This is a genomic window from Marinobacter albus (assembly GCF_030238305.1).
GTDB lineage: Bacteria > Pseudomonadota > Gammaproteobacteria > Pseudomonadales > Oleiphilaceae > Marinobacter > Marinobacter albus.
This window is the reverse complement of the sequence record NZ_JASSQD010000001.1, coordinates 15,837-34,423: the sequence shown is the minus strand read 5'-3', so window position 1 is coordinate 34,423 and position 18,587 is coordinate 15,837. Positions and strand designations below refer to the sequence as shown.

At 59.1% G+C, this 18,587-nt stretch carries 15 protein-coding genes; 7 read left to right on the top strand and 8 right to left on the bottom strand.

Going from position 1 to position 18,587, the window contains the following annotated elements:
• Positions 1-27 precede the first annotated feature (27 nt).
• On the bottom strand, positions 28-282 hold the full coding sequence (locus QQF73_RS00185; RefSeq protein ID WP_285366778.1) for a hypothetical protein: 255 nt from the start codon (positions 280-282) through the stop codon (positions 28-30).
• A 59-nt stretch (positions 283-341) separates the two neighbouring features.
• Here QQF73_RS00185 and QQF73_RS00180 point away from each other — a divergent pair, with 59 nt between their 5' ends.
• Positions 342-518: a DUF2897 family protein gene (locus QQF73_RS00180; RefSeq protein ID WP_219867390.1), complete on the top strand. Its 177-nt coding sequence runs from the start codon at positions 342-344 to the stop codon at positions 516-518.
• 24 nt (positions 519-542) lie between these two features.
• Here the strand turns inward: QQF73_RS00180 and QQF73_RS00175 are convergent, their stop codons facing one another.
• Positions 543-4,094, bottom strand: coding sequence for an EAL domain-containing protein (locus QQF73_RS00175; RefSeq protein ID WP_285366776.1), 3,552 nt, complete (start codon positions 4,092-4,094; stop codon positions 543-545).
• Positions 4,095-4,457: 363 nt separating this feature from the next.
• On the opposite strand from QQF73_RS00175, the gene QQF73_RS00170 reads away from it, so the two are divergent.
• On the top strand, positions 4,458-7,031 hold the full coding sequence (locus QQF73_RS00170; RefSeq protein ID WP_285368269.1) for an EAL domain-containing protein: 2,574 nt from the start codon (positions 4,458-4,460) through the stop codon (positions 7,029-7,031).
• 167 nt (positions 7,032-7,198) lie between these two features.
• A complete protein-coding gene (locus QQF73_RS00165; RefSeq protein WP_285366774.1) occupies positions 7,199-9,034 on the top strand; it encodes a sensor domain-containing diguanylate cyclase in 1,836 nt (611 codons plus the stop codon).
• Positions 9,035-9,053: 19 nt separating this feature from the next.
• On the opposite strand, the gene QQF73_RS00160 is transcribed toward QQF73_RS00165, so the two are convergent.
• Positions 9,054-9,236 (bottom strand): hypothetical protein, encoded by a 183-nt coding sequence (locus QQF73_RS00160; RefSeq protein ID WP_219867393.1) that lies wholly within the window; start codon positions 9,234-9,236, stop codon positions 9,054-9,056.
• A 273-nt stretch (positions 9,237-9,509) separates the two neighbouring features.
• On the opposite strand from QQF73_RS00160, the gene QQF73_RS00155 reads away from it, so the two are divergent.
• A complete protein-coding gene (locus QQF73_RS00155) occupies positions 9,510-10,115 on the top strand; it encodes a DVUA0089 family protein (protein ID WP_285366772.1) in 606 nt (201 codons plus the stop codon).
• Positions 10,116-10,467: 352 nt separating this feature from the next.
• Positions 10,468-12,462, top strand: a complete 1,995-nt coding sequence (locus QQF73_RS00150) for a PA domain-containing protein (RefSeq protein ID WP_219867394.1) — start codon at positions 10,468-10,470, stop codon at positions 12,460-12,462.
• A gap of 39 nt (positions 12,463-12,501) precedes the next feature.
• Here the strand turns inward: QQF73_RS00150 and QQF73_RS00145 are convergent, their stop codons facing one another.
• The 4 genes from QQF73_RS00145 to QQF73_RS00130 form a co-directional block, all read right to left on the bottom strand.
• Positions 12,502-13,077, bottom strand: coding sequence for a DUF6647 family protein (locus QQF73_RS00145; protein WP_219867395.1), 576 nt, complete (start codon positions 13,075-13,077; stop codon positions 12,502-12,504).
• Between the two features lie 137 nt (positions 13,078-13,214).
• Positions 13,215-13,445 carry a GDCCVxC domain-containing (seleno)protein gene (locus QQF73_RS00140; protein ID WP_219867396.1) on the bottom strand — a complete coding sequence of 77 codons (231 nt, stop codon included), beginning with the start codon at positions 13,443-13,445 and terminating at the stop codon, positions 13,215-13,217.
• 112 nt (positions 13,446-13,557) lie between these two features.
• Positions 13,558-13,992, bottom strand: a complete 435-nt coding sequence (locus QQF73_RS00135; protein WP_285366768.1) for a tetratricopeptide repeat protein — start codon at positions 13,990-13,992, stop codon at positions 13,558-13,560.
• Entirely contained in the window at positions 13,923-15,146 is a 1,224-nt protein-coding gene (locus QQF73_RS00130) for a winged helix-turn-helix domain-containing protein (RefSeq protein ID WP_285366767.1), read from the bottom strand. The genes QQF73_RS00135 and QQF73_RS00130 overlap by 70 nt, the downstream gene beginning before the upstream one ends.
• 177 nt (positions 15,147-15,323) lie before the next feature.
• Here QQF73_RS00130 and QQF73_RS00125 point away from each other — a divergent pair, with 177 nt between their 5' ends.
• Positions 15,324-15,545 carry a tautomerase family protein gene (locus QQF73_RS00125; protein WP_219867398.1) on the top strand — a complete coding sequence of 74 codons (222 nt, stop codon included), beginning with the start codon at positions 15,324-15,326 and terminating at the stop codon, positions 15,543-15,545.
• 44 nt (positions 15,546-15,589) lie between these two features.
• Here the strand turns inward: QQF73_RS00125 and QQF73_RS00120 are convergent, their stop codons facing one another.
• Positions 15,590-15,874 (bottom strand): hypothetical protein, encoded by a 285-nt coding sequence (locus QQF73_RS00120; RefSeq protein WP_285366764.1) that lies wholly within the window; start codon positions 15,872-15,874, stop codon positions 15,590-15,592.
• 411 nt (positions 15,875-16,285) lie between these two features.
• On the opposite strand from QQF73_RS00120, the gene ggpS reads away from it, so the two are divergent.
• Positions 16,286-18,559, top strand: coding sequence for a glucosylglycerol-phosphate synthase (ggpS, locus tag QQF73_RS00115; protein ID WP_219867400.1), 2,274 nt, complete (start codon positions 16,286-16,288; stop codon positions 18,557-18,559).
• Positions 18,560-18,587: the final 28 nt, after the last annotated feature.

Here is an 18,587-nt window from a genome sequence, read left to right as displayed (position 1 = left end):
GTCCGCCCGTGCCCGCGGCGCCGCTATTTACCGGTTATTGACGGGATTGGAGTAGCCATCGCCTTTCACGCCCAGGCGGTCGAGGTAAGCGTGCAGCTCGGCCTCGCTCATATCGACGTATTCCAGCACCCGGCCGTAGAGCATGGCCGTTGGCACATTGCGCCCCTGCAGCTCGCGCTGGGTTTCGTGGATCACGTAGAGAATCAGGCGTTCGGTGCGGGTCAGTCCGTCACGAACGTCGGGGATGGTATCGAGAACGGTCTGCCATTGTTCAGGTGTCATAGACGATACCCTACCCGGGGGGGCATTATAGATAAACACCCGCACAGAGAGTCTCGTTTATGCCAACCATCGGATGGGTATTCGTCATCCTCGCCCTGGCCCTGATTGTCGGTGGCCTGATGATCCTGCGCAATTCCGCCAACAGCATGCACATCTCCGACGAGAAGATGGACAAAATACGCAAACGGAAGGCAGAGCTGGAAGCCAGGGAAAAAGCGGAGGACGACTGGAAATAGCAGGCAGTTTTCGCCTGCACCAACCTAGCTGGCCTTCCAGTCGTGATACCAGTGCGTGAATTCATTTGCAGCCAGGGGCGGGCAGATATGAAACCCCTGGAAGTCCCGGCAGCCAGCTGATTGCAGCGTGGTCAGTATTCCGGCGTTCTCAATCCCCTCGGCAACCACCTGAAAGCCCAGCGTTAACCCCATCGACACGATGCCGTTTACCACGGCCAGCTGAACCGCATCACTGGCGTTCGATTTACTGAATTTCTGGTCCATCTTGAGGGTATCCGGCGCCAGTTCCACCAGGTGGTTGAGGTTGGACTCTTCCCTGCCAAAGTGATCAAGCGCCAGTTTGAAACCCACCGACCGGAGCTTTTTGAATAGCTGCAAAATGTCCGTGTCGTCGCCCTTGAACAGATCGCACGCCGAGATCTCAATCTGCAGTGAGCTTGGGGGCAGCCCGTTTTCGGCAGCCGACCGCATCAATCGGCGCACCAACTGAGCCTGCCGGCATTGCATGGGAGAGACATTAATGGACAGCGTAATCGGCGGCATGCCCTCATCGCCCCACACCCTCAACTGGTGGCAGGCCTCGTTGATTATCCAGTCTCCGAGCTTTTCCATCAGGCCGCATTGCTCGGCAACCGGGAGAAAATCTTTCGGCCCGAAGCTGCTGCCCGGCCAGCGGATAAGCGCCTCGACACCGGTCAGTTGCCCGTTCTGAAGATCGACCACAGGCTGGTAATGGAGCTCGAACTCGCCTCTCGAAAACGCGCCCTTGAAGCGATGCTCGATTCGCCGGACCTGCTGCTCGTGTTGATTGGCCTGCTTCTCACAAAACTGAATCTGCCCGGGACCCGCAAGCTTGGCCAGATACATGGCCTGGTCAGCTGCACGGGTCAATTGATCGGGGGTTTTGCCATCCTCGGGGTAAAGCGCAATGCCAATGCTCGGTGTGGTGTGCAGTACCAGGCCGTCCACCCGGTAAGGCCGGGACAGGGCTTTAACCAGGTGCCGGGCAACCTTCGCCGCATCGGAAGGAGACTGGAGATGGGACAGTGCAGCCAGGAATTCATCGCCGCCGATACGGCCTACGGAATCCTCTTCGCGTACCCCCTCCCTGAGCCTGCGGGCGACTTCGGCAAGCACGGCGTCACCTATCGCATGCCCGTGTTCATCGTTGATCGGTTTGAAGCGATCCATGTCGATGAACAGCACCGCCATGTGCGAGTGCGCCCGCTCTGCGCCAGCAATCAGTCGCTCCGCAAACTCGTAGATCAGCGTGCGGTTGGGGAGATCCGTCAGATCGTCATGCTGCGCCTTCTCAACGGCCAGCCTGCGTGAACGCCCGGAGCTCAATCGCAGCTGGACCCGGGCGATCAGCTCCGCGACGGAGAAAGGTTTGACCAGATAATCGTCAGCACCGGAGCTCAGGCCTCTCACCCGAGCGTTCTCATCAGCTTGGGCAGACAGCAGGATGACCGGCAATCGAGTCGTGGTCTCGGATGCCCGAATCGCCTCAAGGAGCTCAAATCCGTTCATTTTAGGAAGCATGAGATCACTGATGAGAAGGTCAGGCGGGTCTGTTCGGATCGCCTCCAACGCCTGCTCACCGTTCGCCAGGGTTTCTACCTGACAGTAGGGGGAGAGGATATCGTAAAGGTACCGACGCATATCGGCAGTATCGTCGACGACAAGCACACGGGCGCTCGTCGCCTCGCCATCGTATTCCCGCGATTTTGAAGCCGGCGTTACGTCAATTCCTAACCACTGCATAGCTTCAGCGATGTAGGCCTGGCCGGCCAGGCTTGCGTCATAGGGCAGTGCGCCGGTCACCTGATCTTCGGGCAGATGGGCTTTTCCCCGCGGAACGCTGACGGTAAATCGGGACCCCCGATCCGGCGTGCTGTCCGCGGTAATGGTACCGGTATGCAGGTTCACCAACTCCCTGACCAGCGCAAGGCCAATTCCGCTGCCCCCGTAGGTTCTGCTGGCAACGTTTGGTGCCCGGTGGAACCGCTCGAAAATTTTGGGCAGCTCGTTCTCGGCAATGCCGATACCGGTATCCTCCACCGTCAACTCAATATGGTCCGCCTGCCAAACCAATCGAAGCGTCACACGGCCACGAAGTGTGAACTTGAAGGCATTGGACAGCAGATTGAGAACAATCTTCTCCCACATGCCGATATCCACGTACGCCGGTTCCGGCGCGTCAGGGCAGTCAATGTCAAACTCGACACCGGCCATCTCGAACGCAGATTCGAACATGCTTGCGATCTCGCGGGTAACTCTGGGAAGGTCGACGGGGGCGTAGCTGGGCTGGGCGCGGCCAGCTTCGATCTGGGCAAAGTCCAGTAACGAATTCACCAGCTTCATCAACCGAAGGGCATTTCGATGCACAATTTCAAGGCGACGACGATCCCCCTTGTTCAGACTGCGCCCCCGGGCTTTGAGCGTTTCCGACACGGGCCCGAGCAGTAACGTCAGGGGCGTGCGCAATTCGTGGCTGATGTGCGTGAAGAAGGTGGTTTTTACGCGATCCAGCTCCTCCAGCGCCTCAGTCTGAAGACGCACACGCTCATAGGAAAGCGCGTGGGACAATTCTTTCTCAACGGTGTAGCGCAGCATGTCGAAGAAATTCCGGTACGCCGTGTCCAATCGTCGGCGGGCGCTGACGCCAGCAATCAGTACCGCGTTCGGGACATCGCCCTCGGCCACCGTTATCGGCATCAGAATGGCCTCCTGCACCGGCTCATCATAGGGTGAGCCAGCAATCAGCGCCCGGTTGTGCAGGTCGGTTAATTCCATGCTGTCGCCTGAAACCAGAACCTCATCGACGGGCCAGATTGAAAGGTTGTTGCGAAGATCGATGGCAGGAACCAGCACGTCACTGCTGGCGGCTTCCAACCCGGTTTCAGCCCGCAGGTAGGCCTCACGACCGGAGGGGTCGATGAGGTAAAACAGGGCAAACGGCACTTCAAGCTTGTGACCTTTCAGCGCATTGATGGTCTTGTTGATCGCGCTTTCCAGGGTGGTAGCGTCGAAAAACAGATCCGTAACCGATTGCACCACCCGCAAACGCCGCTCACCCAGGACCTGCTGGGTAAGCTCCGTCACCGGATGAAAAACACCGGCCACGGTGCCGTCGTCGTCGAAAATCGGGCTGAAATTCGAGGTGAAGAAAGCCTCTTCCAGATAGCCGGCCCGGTCCAGAAACACGCGCCGGTTGACGAGGCGCGAAGGCTCGCCACTGGTGGCCATTTCAAACGCGTCATCCACAAGGTGCCAGATTGAGTCCCACATCTCGCGGAAGTCCTGCCCCATGGACTCTGGATGCTTGTCGCCGCAGAAGGCCCGGTAACTGTCGTTATAAATCTGAACGCGGTGAGGCCCCCAGACCACGTTGATCGGAAAGCTGGTATTGAGGCAAAGATTCACCACCGACCGCATAATGTGCGGCCAGTTTTCTCTGGGGCCGAGCGGGGTCCTGGACCAATCCATGGACCGCACCAGCTCACCCATCTCACCGCCGCCCAGTAGCCATTCACCGCCGGGCGGTTGCGAGCGGTCAGCAGAGTCGTTTTCCATAAAAACCCACAGGCGCAGCCTATTCCCTGAGCATAACACCTTACCTGACAGCCGCATTGCGCGCGCTGGACAGGACCTCTTAAAGGTATAGCACAGGAAACGACCACCCCCCTCGCCAATCGTCAGCACCTCGCCACCCACTCCAGGGGTCGCCGGGGCGCGTTTGCCGGAAGATTGCACTCAGAATCAGCCTGTTAGAAATCTGTACACATTTTTCTACATGAAATCTGTTCAGTCTGGACGACCCTGGACGATAGGATTAAATATTGATCAATGCTTACAACAACAATTAGACTCCACGACCGAAAAGATGGTTGGTTGATCGTGATCCTATCGAGAACGTTGCGCTTCAGTTTAGCGGTGATGTGTTTATTGGCCTGGAACGCCGTTCAGGCGGAAACACGACCCATTGTCGTGGCCGGGGCCGCACCCATCCAGAGCCACTTCGATTACTGGGAGGACCCCGAGGGCCAAGCCGATCTCGAGCAGGTCGTCGGTTTGCCCGACACCCAATGGCAGGCCAAGCCCTCCGGCAGCGCCACCTTTGGCATGACGCCCTCCACCTACTGGCTTCGGTTTGCCGTCACTAACCAGACCCCGGACGCGCTGAACCTGATTGCCGAGCTCGCGTACTCGCAACTGGACGACGTGATCTTTCACGTATTCTCGGGTACCGAAAAGGTCCACGAATTCAGAACCGGCGATACCCGCCCATTTTATCCGAGGGAAGTTGAACACCCCAACATGTTGCTGCGGTTCGCGCTGGCCCCGGAGCAGACAAAGACCCTGTATGTCCGGGCCGAAACCGCAGGCCCGATGATTCTGCCGCTGCGGATCTGGCGAGAAAACCAGTTCTTTGGCGCCGCCTCCAACGAGCAGAAGCTGCATTTCTTCTATTACGGCTGCCTCACCGTCATCATCCTGATCAACCTGGCGGTGTTCCTGACCCTGCGGGAGCGCCTGTATCTGTATTACGCGCTGGCCATTTCCGGCTACCTGCTGTTTTTTGCGTCCAGCAAGGGCTACAGCTTCCAGCTGCTGTATCCCGACGTCCCGTGGCTGCATGCCCGGGCCTTGCTGGCCTCGATGCCGATCCTGGCCCTGTTCTCGGTGCTGTTCTGCCGCACCTTCCTGAAGATCCGGTCCCACAGCCCCCGCCTTGATCTGGCCATGCGGGCGATGATCTGCTTCGAAATCGTCAACTTCGCCTGTGCCATGGTGCTGGACTACAACAGCGCCATGAAGCTCTCTGCCATCTCGGCACTGGTCTTCTTCTCGCTGCTGTTCGTGGCCGGTCCCATTACCTGGGCCGCGGGCGTTCGGGCCGGCGCCTTCTTTACCCTCGCCTGGACCCCGCTGACCGTGGGCGTGCTGGCCACCGCTGGCCGGGCGCTGGGGTTTTTCCCGGTCAACTTCATGACCGAGTACGCCATGCAGATCGGGTCCGGCCTCGAGGCCTTCATTCTGACCCTGGCACTGGCGGATCGCCTGTACCGTGAACGGGAAGAGAAGATCAAAGCCCAGGCGGACAGCCTGCGAAAAGAAATTGCCCGCAACGAGGCCCGGAACAAACTGAACGAGGCCATGACCCATGACCCGGTTACGGGCCTGCCGAACCGGAACCGGTTCGAATGGATGGTCAACCAGCAACTGGAGCGGGACCCGAGCGGCCAGTACATGGTCGGCGTGGCGCGGATTACCCGGCTGGATGAAATCAACCGAACCCTGGGCCTGAGTCGCAGCGAACGCTTACTCCGGCGTCTGGCCGGGCAAATGACCATGCTGGCGGGTCAGCTGCCGGTTGTGCTCGGCACCCAGGATGATCAGGGCCGGGAGGAATGCGTCTACCAGTTGTCCGGCGACTGCTTCGGGATCCTGGTCAACGCCGACAAGGCGACGGACAACTTTGCGGGGCTGAACGAGGCGCTCGGGCTGCTGTCCGAGCCTATCCTGCAGGACAATCTGGCCATCGAGCTGCACCCGAAATTCGGGGCCGCCAGTTTCCCGGCCCAGGGCGAAAACGCGGCCCAGCTTATCCGGAATGCCCACGTTGGCATGGAGATCGCACCCCGGGGTCCGTTCGCCACCGGCCTGTATTCCCCGGCTTTTGACATCTACAGCGAAAGCCGGCTGACCCTGATGTCGGACCTCCGGGAGGCACTCCAGAACAATCAGACCGAGCTCTACTACCAACCCAAGGTGTGCCTGAACAGTGGTGAGATCGTCGGTCTGGAAGCCCTGCTTCGCTGGCATCATCCCGAGCGGGGGTGGGTCTGCCCGTCGGATTTTGTGCCGCTTGCCGAAGAAACCGGGGTTATCAGGCAACTGACCCACTGGGCAATCGGCGAAGGCATCCGGGACCTGGCCGGCCTGCTCAGGGAGCACCCCTCCCTGACACTGTCGATCAACATCTCGACCCGGGACCTGGCATCGCGGGAGCTGGGCGAGCGGCTCTCTTCCGTGCTGGCCCAACACACTGTTGATGCCGAACGCCTCACCCTGGAACTCACCGAAACCGCGGCCATGGAAGACCCGGAAAAAGGCTTGCGGGCACTCAAGGCCCTGGCCGATACCGGGCTCCGGGTCTCCATCGATGACTTCGGCAGCGGCTATTCGTCGCTGTCGTACCTGAAACGGCTGCCCGCGTCGGAAATCAAACTGGACCGCTCACTGATCACCGACATCTGTGCCAGCGAAAGCTCCCGGGTGATTGTCGAAACGGCGATCAATATGGTGCACGGTCTGGGTTACAGGGTGATTGCGGAAGGCGTCGAAAACGAGGAAACCGCGCACCTGCTGCGGGAGATGGGCTGCGACAAACTGCAGGGCTTCTGGCTCTGCCATCCCCTGCCGGTAAAGGAGCTCAAGAACTGGCTGGCGGAGCACAACGAAGCCCCGGTCAGAACCAGGGCTTATTCCAGAATACTGACCAATTGAGGCTGCCCATTTTTCACTCTTGAGCCGCCAACGCTGGCCAGGCCAATTCGCTGCAGTGCCTGAGTACCTGAGTACCGGACGCGACGCCGATTCCGCCCAACCAGACTGCCGTAGACACAGCCCACCCCCCCGTTTATTCTTTTACCGGGCTTCCAGTAGTGACCACCATGACCAGTCAACCCTCCTTCACCCTCCGGGCCATTCTCCTACTCCTGCTTTTCTGGCTGTCCGCGACCGTGTTTGCCAATACGCCGATCAAAGTGGGAGAGAACGAGCGGGGAGACCAGAAAACCGGCCACGCCCGGGTGTTGCACGACAGCCGGGGCGATCTGGACCTTGAGCAGGTGCTGTTGGCCCTGAAAGCGGGTGAATTCGGCCCACTGGCGAGCGCGGGCTCCACCGGTCTGAAAACCGGGGCCTACTGGAGCCACTTCCAGCTCCGGAACCCCTTGCCCCGGGCCCTGACACTGCATCTGGAATACGTGGACCACCAGCTCATCCAGCTGGACGCGTTCAGTCGGCCCCTCGGGGACGGCGACTTCACAGGGGTGGCCAGCCTCTCCATGGAACGGCCGTTCTCCCACCGTTTGGTTGAACACAACCGGTTTGTCGTCCCCGTCACCCTGGCGGGCAATGAAACCCGGGAAGTACTGATTCGCTTCGGCTCCAGAGAAAGCGGGTACGCCTTTCCCAGCATGCGCATCTGGTCACCGGAACAGCTTGAGGCCCAGCAGTTGCGGGAGACCACCCTGGTCGGTTTCCTGTTCGGCGGTTTCTTCCTGATGGCCATATTTGCCCTGATCGCCGGGGTGGTCAGCGGAAAGGTGCTGTTCTTTGTTTACTCGCTCTACGCCCTTTCGAAAATCAGCTGCTGGGCTACGATTCTTGGCTACACCCACCAGTTTTTCCTGCGCGATCAGTTCCACTGGAGCCTGATGTCGAGCAGCGGCGCACTGACCATCCTGCTGGGGCTGACGTTTGCCCGGATGTTCCTGCAAACCCGCCAGTACACCCGCCGCCTCGACTACGTCATTCTGTTCATGACCGCCAACGCCGGCCTGCTTCTGGTTGCCGCGGTGTTCCAGATCAAAATCCTTGCCCTGGTCACCATTACCCTGGCGCTGCTGCTGTATCCGGTGGTTATCGTGGCCGGCCTGGTCCGTTGGCGCCAGGGCCAGACCGAAGCCGCCTTCTTTTCCCTGGCCTGGAGTTTCCTGGTCATGGGGCTGTTTTTGCAGGCGTTCCGGGACCTCGGGCTGGTGGAGCACACCCTGTTCAATTATTACTGGCCGCCCGTAGCCTCCTTCTCGGAAATGCTCACCATCATGTTTGCCATGGGGTTTCAGATGCGCCGGGTATACCAGGACAAGAAAAGCACCGAGCGCCAGTACCGGGAGCACCTGGAGCTTTCAAAATCCAGGCTGGAAGCGGAGGTGCGGGTTCGTACCCGGGAACTGGAACAGGCCAAACGGGCAGCCGAGCTGGAAGCCCGTACCGATCCCCTGACCGGCATCCTCAACCGCCGGAGCTTCCTGCACGATGCATCGCTCCGGCTCAAGCTGGCGCAGCGGAAACAAAAGGCCTCCTGCCTGTTCATGATTGATCTCGACCATTTCAAGCGCATCAACGACACATGCGGCCACAGCACTGGCGACGCGGTCTTGTGCCAGTTCACCGACACCATCCGCCAGAGCATCCGGGCAACCGACGTGTTTGGGCGACTGGGTGGCGAAGAGTTCGCGCTCCTCGTGGAAGAACCGAGGGACTCTGCCCATGCCCTCGCAGAGCGCCTGCGCAACGACATTGCCGGTATCGAGATCCTCACGGGTGACAAGCCCCTGATGCTCACCGCCAGCATCGGTCTGGCCTTCACCGAGGGCGAGGCCACCATCGAGGACCTTCTCATGCTGGCGGATGGGGCGATGTACCAGGCCAAGATGGACGGCCGGAACCGGGTGGTTGGCACTCAAGGTTACATAAGAATTGATGATTGTTTGCGTTAACGTCGATAAATCAATGAACTCAGTGAAAAAACAGAGCCGCCAGATAAATAAAAATGGTTTTAATGAAAAACCAGAAGATGAGCACGAAGATCAGGCTGATAAAAGTGAACTTGTCCTCCAGGGACAGCCAGAGCAAAAACGCGACCAAAACACTGGCCCACACTGCAACCATGTAAGCCAACACGACCGTTTTATCTTTCATGAACAGAGAATCCATGCCGTTTACCGTCCAGCATAGTTCTTCGCGTTCCCCTTCGCGAAACCACTGATTATTCCACCCAACCCCTTACTCGAGGCGTCAGCCTGTTTTACAGGTTCGGAGTTTGTGCCGGTACCCGCCCCACCCAAAAACCCCTTAACCCCATGATATTGATAGCTTATACCATCCCCGGCTGAGCATTTGCTTATACAGCGGTGCGGTGGCCGGACAGCCACCGTAACTATCTAAAAAGGAAAGATTTTCTAGGGAGCTTTTATGCACAGGATGACTGCACTGATAGCCGGGACCGTTCTGGCTGCGTCCAACGTGGTAACCGCCGCGCCGATCAATTTCACCGGCGAAATCGATTACCACAATGATGTGATCTACACCTACTTCACCCTCAATACCGACGCCAACGATGTGCGTGTGTGGACCGATTCCTTTCAGTCCGGCACCAACTTCGACCCCATCACCGCACTATGGCAGGCGGACGGCACGCTGATCGACGAGAATGACGACAACGACAGCATTAATCCAGCGACCCAAACCAGATTTGATTCCGGTTTCTCTTTGGCCAGCCTGAGCGCGGGAGACTACATCTTTACCGTTGCCACCTACGCCAACTTTGCCAACGGCGGCATGCTGAGCAATGGTTTCAGCTACGATGGCGAAACCCCGATTGCCCTGGAATCCTGGGATCAGCCGGCCAACGACATCGACATGGGGCCTTTCTGGAGCGTCTGGCTGGATGGCGTCTCGAGCGCCAGCAACCCCAATGACCCGAGCGATCCGTCCAATCCGGTGCCCGAACCGGGCACGCTGGCACTGATAAGCCTGGGCCTGCTCGGCCTGAGCGTGAGAAAAGCACGCAAAGTGTGAACCAGTCCCCCCGGGCAATCCCCGGGGGCTTACACGCCCCACCTGGAAAATCTGCCTCGCGGTGAAGTGATCAATTGCCTATGTATCAGCAGGTTAACACTTCCGGTGAATCATACTGGACAATCTTAAAACCGCCGATTTAGAACAAAAAAATCTGATGATAAGCCAGAAGCTACCAAATCAACTAAGGCACCACAGCAATCCCTGCTATGTTTCCTTCGGGTATTGATTTTGGGAGTAATACCTGGTGCACGGTAAAAACAATTAAAACCATGGGACTGTCATTGCACTGATTCCACCAGAAAGCCGCGTTAGATCAGGGATGACGTCTCTAACCAACAGGGATTGCAACATGGCTATAACTCGCGCTTGGCGCCCACTGGCGGTGGTCGCCCTGTCTGCATCACTTGCGACTCACGCATTGGCAGACGAACAACACGTTTCGGACGGCAGTAAAGCCGACAACAAGAACCTACTACACGATTCGCCACTGCCGGATGGCCACATTCCGGCCAATGTAAACTACGGTTTCGAAGTCATCGGCCGCGATACGCTCGCTGGCATTTCCAACGGTCTTTATACAGACGTCTGGGCACATGACGGCTACGCCTATATCGGCACCTTCCAGGAGCCCGACTGCACCCGTGCCGGTGTCTTCATTTCAGACATCCGTGACCCGGCCAATCCAGTCACGGTCGGCATGATCAAATCCCCGCCGGATACCCGGATCAATGACGTCAAGGTGACCCAGGTCGGTGACCGGGATGTGCTGATCCACTCCCTGGAACCTTGCGGCCTCATCAATGGCAACGGCACGAGACAACGAGGCCAGTCCGGGATCGCCCTCTGGGATGTCACCAATCCGGCGCAACCCCACCCACTGAAACAGAACTTTCTCGATTTTCCGGTTCACAACGTTTTTCCGTGGACCACAGCAAGCGGCAACACCTACCTGCTGATCGTCGATGACGTCGCCCTCGACGACCTCAAAATCGCCGATATCACCAAGCCTCAATCGCCCGAGCTGATCACCACCACGGGGATTGAGACCTGGCTTGCCACCAACCCGGAGATCACCAACGACGGCCAGCTGTTTATGGGTAGCTTCGGCGCCCCGTTGCTTCACGACATCTGGGTCAACGACATGGACCCGGGGCCAGGTGAAAATTGGCAGGCGGTGCTCTCCTACTGGGACGCCGGATTTGTCACGCTCGACATCAATGATCCCTATAACCCGGTGTTTCTGGGTGATTCCACCTATCCAGATCCGGACCCTGTAAACGGTACCTCCCCGCCGGAAGGCAACGCCCACGCAGCTGTCTTTGCTGGCCCCAACTTTGACAAGATCTTTGCGGGCGACGAGGACTTCGATTCCCTGTTCACTGCAATCACCGCCGATGGTGAGTCCTACCGGGCCAGTCAGGGCAGCGATGTGCCCCAGATCGGACCGGGCGCGGATATTACGGAGCTGACGGAACAAACCGCGTTTGTCGGCCTGGCCTGCGGTGACACCCTGACACCAGCCGCCGAAGTGGGCGCAAGCATTGCCCTGATCGAACGCGGGGCCTGTGCCTTTACCCTGAAAGCCCAGACCATTGAGGCCGCCGGCTACAGCGCGGGCATCGTCTTCAACTCGGCAGCACCTGGCAACTGCGAAGCGTCGGTTTCGATGCTGGTGGAGGCGAACATCCCGATGCTGTTCGTGCCGCGTTCCTCGGGCTTTGCGATCCTCGGCATCGATGGCTACGACCCGAATCTCTGCCCCGATGGGGAGGGCTCCAACCCGGCACTGCCTGCTCCCGCGTCACTGGGATTGGTGGCTACGCTGGGCGCCGTCTTTGATGGCTGGGGCTATTTCCACACCCTGAACAACACTTCAACCCAGGTCAGGGTCCCACTCGGTATGGACGGCGAGACCGTCACCGTGGATTACCTCGGTGAGATGGGCTACTACGCTCCGGCCGAAGCCACGGATCCGGCACTGGCCTCAGGCGCCGGCGACCTGACCATGCACAACCTGGAGATCGATCCGGCAAATCCGGACCGCACCTTCATCAGCTGGTATTCTCTGGGCATGCGAGCTGTGGAGTGGCGCCCTGGCCACCTGCATGACAACAGCAAGGGCGAAGGCGTCGTGTCCTGGAACATGCACGAAGTCGGGCGCTTTATTGCGGGCGAGGAATACGGCGAAGCCGCCGGCTCCAATTTCTGGGGTGTTCATGTCACGGAAGTGGACGGTGAGCAGTACATCCTGGGCACTGACCGCAACACCGGGCTGTGGATCTTCCAGTGGACCTGTGAAGATGCCACCGACGTGCTTTACTGCAACGGACCGGCAACGCCCTAATCCATAGACCACTCCCGGGCGGTGCAACGCCGCCCGGGATTATCGAGGCGAAGCCTCCAGCATCCGCAGAGTTTTCTCATCGACATCCAGTTGCCTCATCCCGTCGGGCACCCCGTTTTGCTCAAGCCACTTCAGCTGCGCCCTGAGTGCTTCGGCCTCCATGGCAGGCTTTGAACCCCTGAGGTTGGGAGGCAGGTTTTGCACCTGAAAATGGTGCATAAGCTCGTGCAGGAGGTAACTGTTGTCCAGGAGACTGTCGGAATCAAAGCTGGTATTCAGGTAAATCACCACCGATCGGGCATCATAGGCCCCTCGAATACTGGGCAGAAGGTCATGGGAGAAGCCCGGGAAGCTCAGCTCTGCCAGCTCAATCTGGGTTTTGAACTCGATGTCCGGCAGCTCGGTTTCCGAAAACCGGGTTTGCCCGATGATCCAGTCGCTCAACGTGTCGGCCAAAGCGGATAACTCAGGCGCCCGAGCATTGTGAGGCTCGGCCTTGGCACCGGCTACCGGTACCAGAATCACCACCAACCACAGTAAAAACACCCAAACGGTGATCGCCGATTGGCTGGCCGCATCAGACTGCACCGGTGCGTTAGCCCTGCCCAGTAACATGAGGAATCCCTTCCACAAGGTGTTGTCGTGGATGGTGGTCTGTCCTGAAAGGCTAGCACATGACTGGCGGTACAGGGTGACAGCCCGACAATGCGAGGCGCCTCTTCTCCGCAAGCCGCTCTGACCAATCCCCCTAATCAGGAGGCATGGGTGCCCGGGTCACAGCAGCCAACCCCCTGCTGCATTGGCGGGCAGACAACCGTGCCGTACGAGCAGAAAACACAGCAGTCACCTTCCTTCGGCTTCAGCAATGCCTTGCAGGCCTCGCACTCGTAGAAGTACTGGCACGCGTCTGTCGGCATCACTTCCATTTTCTGATGACCACACTCGGGACAGGTAAGGGTGGATTCCAGAATCACCTCGGCCATGTTTGTCTCCTTGGGGCAGCCTGTGCGACCGCTTTGAGTGTCCGAAGAACAATCAGATTTATTGCACCATACCACGGCGGCAGGTACCAAGGCCGACACCCCTCGAGTGCCTCTAGGTGGGCAGCCCAGCCAGCAAGCCCCCTTTTTGCAATAACGCCATTTCGGCCCGACTGGCAAAGCAGGCGATCTCCCTCTGGCCCAGAGTCGGCCGGATACGACGGGCATCGCTCAAGGCATCGACTGCCCGTGGGATGTTGCCGTCGTGAATGTGGGCAATGGCGAGCACTACTCTGGGCAGGAAAATCCGGTCATCACAACGACAGGCATCACTGGCGGTCCGAATCGCGTTGTCGATCTGGCCGAAATTGAGCATTCCCCTGGCAAGCAACGCGCCCCAGGCCGAGCGCCGATTATCACGCGGGCTGATCTTCATGCCCCGGAGCATAAAATCGATGCCCTGAACATCGCCCTGGCGAATCATGGCAGCCCCCAGTGCGGCCGTCGCCTGGGCATTACTCGGATCCAGTTCCACGGCGCGACGTAACATGCCGACGCCCCGTTGCAGGTCCCCCATATCGGCAAACGCACAGCCGGCATAGCCCAGGACATCGGTGTCCTGGCCGTCCAGAGCCACGGCTTTTTCAGCTCAATGAGCCATTCGTGCCCACGGATGAGCCCCACCAGATGACCAATGGCGATAATCAGAGCCAGATAGGCGTGGGCAAACGCGAGTTCCGGATCCCGCTGGATCGCTTGTCGCAGGAGGTTGGCAGCTTCGGTGAAACTTTCCTCACTCCAGCCTTTTTGGCCAAGAATGGCGTGCCCCTGGCGATACAGGGCCCAGGCACCCAGATCCACCGTGCGTCGCTTTCGGAGCTGGCTCAATTCAGCCCGATTGAGTTCGGGCTCAATTCGGCTCACGATCTCGCGCACCACCTCCTCTTCCAGCGCGTTCAGGCTTTCGGCCGGAATCAGTTTCCGGTCCGACCAGAGCATGCTGCCGCTCGCCGCGTCCAGGAGCTGGACCCCGACCCGCAGATTGTCCCCCATGGCCCACACCGAGCCTTCAATGACGTAGTCCACCCCCAGCTCTCTTGCGATGTGCTGAATGCTCACTTCCCGCGGGTGGTACTGGGACGCAGTATTGCGAGACAGCACAAGAAAACCGGGAATGCGGGCCAGGTGAATACTGATGTCTTCACTGAGCACTTCCGCAATCCAGGCGGTCTGGTCAATGCCCACGCCGTGAGAGAACGGAAGCACCGCCAGCACGGGCTGCTCTTTCTCCCGTTCATTGCGGGACGAAAACAGGCAGGCGGCGGCCAGCTCCTGATGCGCCTCGGCAGCGCTCTGCTGCATGGCATCTGACTCAGAGTCCGGGGCAAGGGGATCGGGGGCATCAATGTCGGCCACAAAGCGATAGCCCCGACGATTGAAGGTGGCAATGAAGCCCTGTGTCTGCCCGTTATCCCCCAGGGCCTGGCGGGCAGCTTTGACGGCACTGCTCAGAGCGGATTCGCTGACAACCTTGCCCGTCCAAAGCTGGTCCAGCAGCTCCGTCCGGCTGACGATACGGTCGCGGTGAGTCACCAGATAGGTCAGCAAATCGAAGACAAGCGGCTCCAGGGGCTGGGCTACGCCGGCACGACGCAGCTGGAGCTGATGGGTGTCCAACTGAAAATCAGAAAAACTGAAAATCATGGATCGAGTCCGCTATGACTAGCTGTTTATAAAATTAGCAGACAACACCCCGAGATTCTCCACATATTCCCCACACTCACCCCAAGTATGGTCCGGGGCAACCCCGTAGACTGATCTCAAGTTGTTTCACACGCCGCCCATCACGGGAGGCTTTCAACCAGAGCAAGGAGAACGACCATGCCATTAGTCACCATCAACCTGATCGAGAACGTATTCGACAAGACACAGAAGCAGGAGATGATCGCGAAAGTCACCGACGCCATGGTGGGTATTGAGGGCGAAGCCATGCGAGGTCTGACCTGGGTAGTCATCAAAGAAGTCAGCGAGGGGGAATGGGGAATCGGAGGAAAACCCCTCAGCAGTGACGATGTCCACCAAATCCAGGCGGCAGCGGGTTAAGATCGAGTAAGAACGAGAGGGGCCGGTCACTCGACCGGCCCCTGTCAGCCGAGACGGGAAACACCCTCAATCTCTGCCACGGTTTTCGCATCCGCGCGCTCGATAATTTTCACCAGAGTCGACTGGATCGTTTCATCCTCCCGGGCATCCCTGTCACTGGCAAACGTTTGCTTCTCGGGCTCGGCGTTTTCTTCCGAAATGAATGAAATAACGACTTCCGTTGCCGTATCCGGCGTTTTGCCGAAGTACTCCAGCGAGATCAGCGGATACCCGTGAAAGCCTTTCTTAACCTGCTTTGCGATGCGTTTTTTTGCTTTATCCACATTCATAACTGGGGCCTGATGGTCGCCAAAATGGTAAGGAAGGAGCGCTCGGCATCCGCGATAGCTTGCCCGACATCTGCTGCTCCATTAGCGCGCTGAAGTCAAAGTTAGCGACTTTCCGCACCGGCGGATACTCCCAAAACGATAAATAAAGTGTCCAGCGGCACAACCCAACAGCCCCGAAATAACGCACAGGCTACATGGCCGCACTGTTATGGCACCACACAGGCCGGTTGTGTTGAAAATAACCAGCATCTTCGGACTGGCCACACGTCCTTGTTTTCAGGACACTATTTGTACAATTCATGAACAAAACCCGCACCCGAAGGCCGAAGCCCGGTACAAAACCTGCAAGTACTGCTGTCAGAGTCCTCAGATTCAGGACCAACGGAAATACTCAGACAGGAGTGCACCACCATGCTGCTCGCCACCGATCTGGACGGAACTTTTCTCGCCGGTGATCCGGACCATCGCCTCAGGCTTTACCAGTTGATCGCGGCCCACCCGGAAATCCAGCTGGTCTTCGTGACCGGTCGGGGGCTGGAATCGGTATTGCCCCTGCTCTCCGACCCGACCATTCCGGAACCCGATTACATCATCTGCGACGTGGGCTGCACCGTGGTCCACGGCGGCTCCCAACAGGCAATACAGCCGTTGCAGGGGAAAATCGACGAACTCTGGCCCGGAGAACAATTGGTCGAGGCGGCCCTGACGTCCTTCGAGGGCCTGCAGCGCCAGGAGGTCCCCCAGGAAAGGCGTGTGTCCTACTTCTGCGACAGCGCCGCGGCAAGCGACGGCCTTCGGGCCCACGTGGAAACCCTGTCCTGCGATGTCCTGTTCTCCGGGGGCAAGTACCTGGACATTCTGCCCCGGGGCGTCAACAAGGGCAGCACCCTGAGCCGGCTGGTTGAGCACCTGGGGGCCGATCCGGAATCGGTTCTGGTCGCCGGCGATACCCTGAACGATCTGTCGATGTACCAGCAGAGTTTCAAAGGTGTGTGTGTCGGGTCTTCCGAGGGCGGCCTGCTGGAGGCCACCGAACACCAGGCGCGGGTGTTTCACGCAGATGCGAACGGCTGTGGCGGGATTCTGGAGGCTTTCGAACATTTCGGCTTTCTGGGTCATGCCGGCATAGACGCCGAGATCCCGGACACCATGCGCTCGGGTAAGTCGGACCTGGTGATCGTTTACCATCGCCTGCCCTATGAAGAGGTGGTGGAGAATGGCGAACTGATCCGGCGCCGGCCGCGCTCGCCGAACGGCATCATCCCCACCCTGCTGAGTTTCTTTGCCGGCGGCAAGGCAGGGTCCTGGGTCGCCTGGTCCATTGACGATCCCGACCTTGGCCCGTTCCAGACCCACACCGAGGTGGACACCGGGCGCTACGAAAAGCTCGTGGCCGCCCGGGTTCCGTTAAGCGCTGAAGATGTCGACATCTTCTACAAACGGTTTTCAAAAGAGGCGTTCTGGCCGACCCTGCACACCTTCTGGGAGCGGGCCACCTTCCGTGATGACCACTGGCAGGTCTTCCTCAAGGTCAACAAGCTCTTTGCCGAACGCACCGCCGAGGAAGCCGCGGAAAACGCCGTGGTCTGGATTCACGATTACAACCTGTGGATGGTCCCCGCCTTCCTGCGGGAACTGCGCCCGGACGTGACCATCGCCTTTTTCCACCACACCTACTTCCCGTCCGCCGATGTGTTCAACGTGCTGCCCTGGCGGCGGGAAATCATCGGCAGCCTGCTGCAGTGCGACCACATCGGGTTCCATATTCCGAGGCAGGCCGAGAACTTCGTTGATGTGGCGCGGGGCGTCACGCCACTGGAGGTCACGGCGAAGGCAGGCTGCGCGCCACGCTTCCTGACCTACGGCTGTGCCGTGGGCCTGGACGAGATGAGCGTCGAGATTACCGTGAACGACCGCAAGATTGGTCTCGGGGCCCACCCGGTCGGGCTCGACCTGAGCCGTGTTCGCAACGCTCTGGCCGATGACGACGTCAAAGCCCGCATGGAAAGCCTCCGTGAGGAACTGACCGATATCCGGCTGATCCTGTCCGTGGAACGACTCGATTTCACCAAGGGCATTCTGGAAAAGCTGCATGCCTACGAGCGGATGCTCACCGAGAATCCGGAACTGGAAACCAAAGTCACCCTGATGATGGTGTGCGTACCCGCGGCCAAGGGGATGACCATCTACGAGGAACTGCTCTCGCAGATCGAACAGACCGTGGGCCGCATCAATGGCCAGTTTGCCCAGGTGGGCTGGACCCCGGTGCAGTTCTTCTTCCGGGCACTGCCCTTCGAGGAACTGGTGGCCTATTACACCATGGCGGATGTGATGTGGATTACGCCGCTGCGGGATGGTCTGAACCTGGTCGCCAAGGAATACATCGCCACCCAGGGCCTCACCAAGGGCTGCGGCGTGCTGGTGCTCTCCGAGTTTGCCGGGGCCGCAGCCGAGCTCCGGGGCGCCATTCTGGCCAACCCCCACCACCCCCAGGACCTGGCGGACACCTGCTACTACGCCCTGGCCATGAGTCCGGGCGAGGCCAGGAACCGGTTGAGCGAGGCCTTCGAAGCGGTCTGCCGCTATGATATCGAATACTGGGGTCAGGAATTCATCGACGCGGTGGAACAGCGGCGCATCAGCAAGCTAAAGAAAGTCGTACCGCTGGGCCAGAGCGCGGCTTGATCGGTACTAATCCCCGGCAGTGATGACC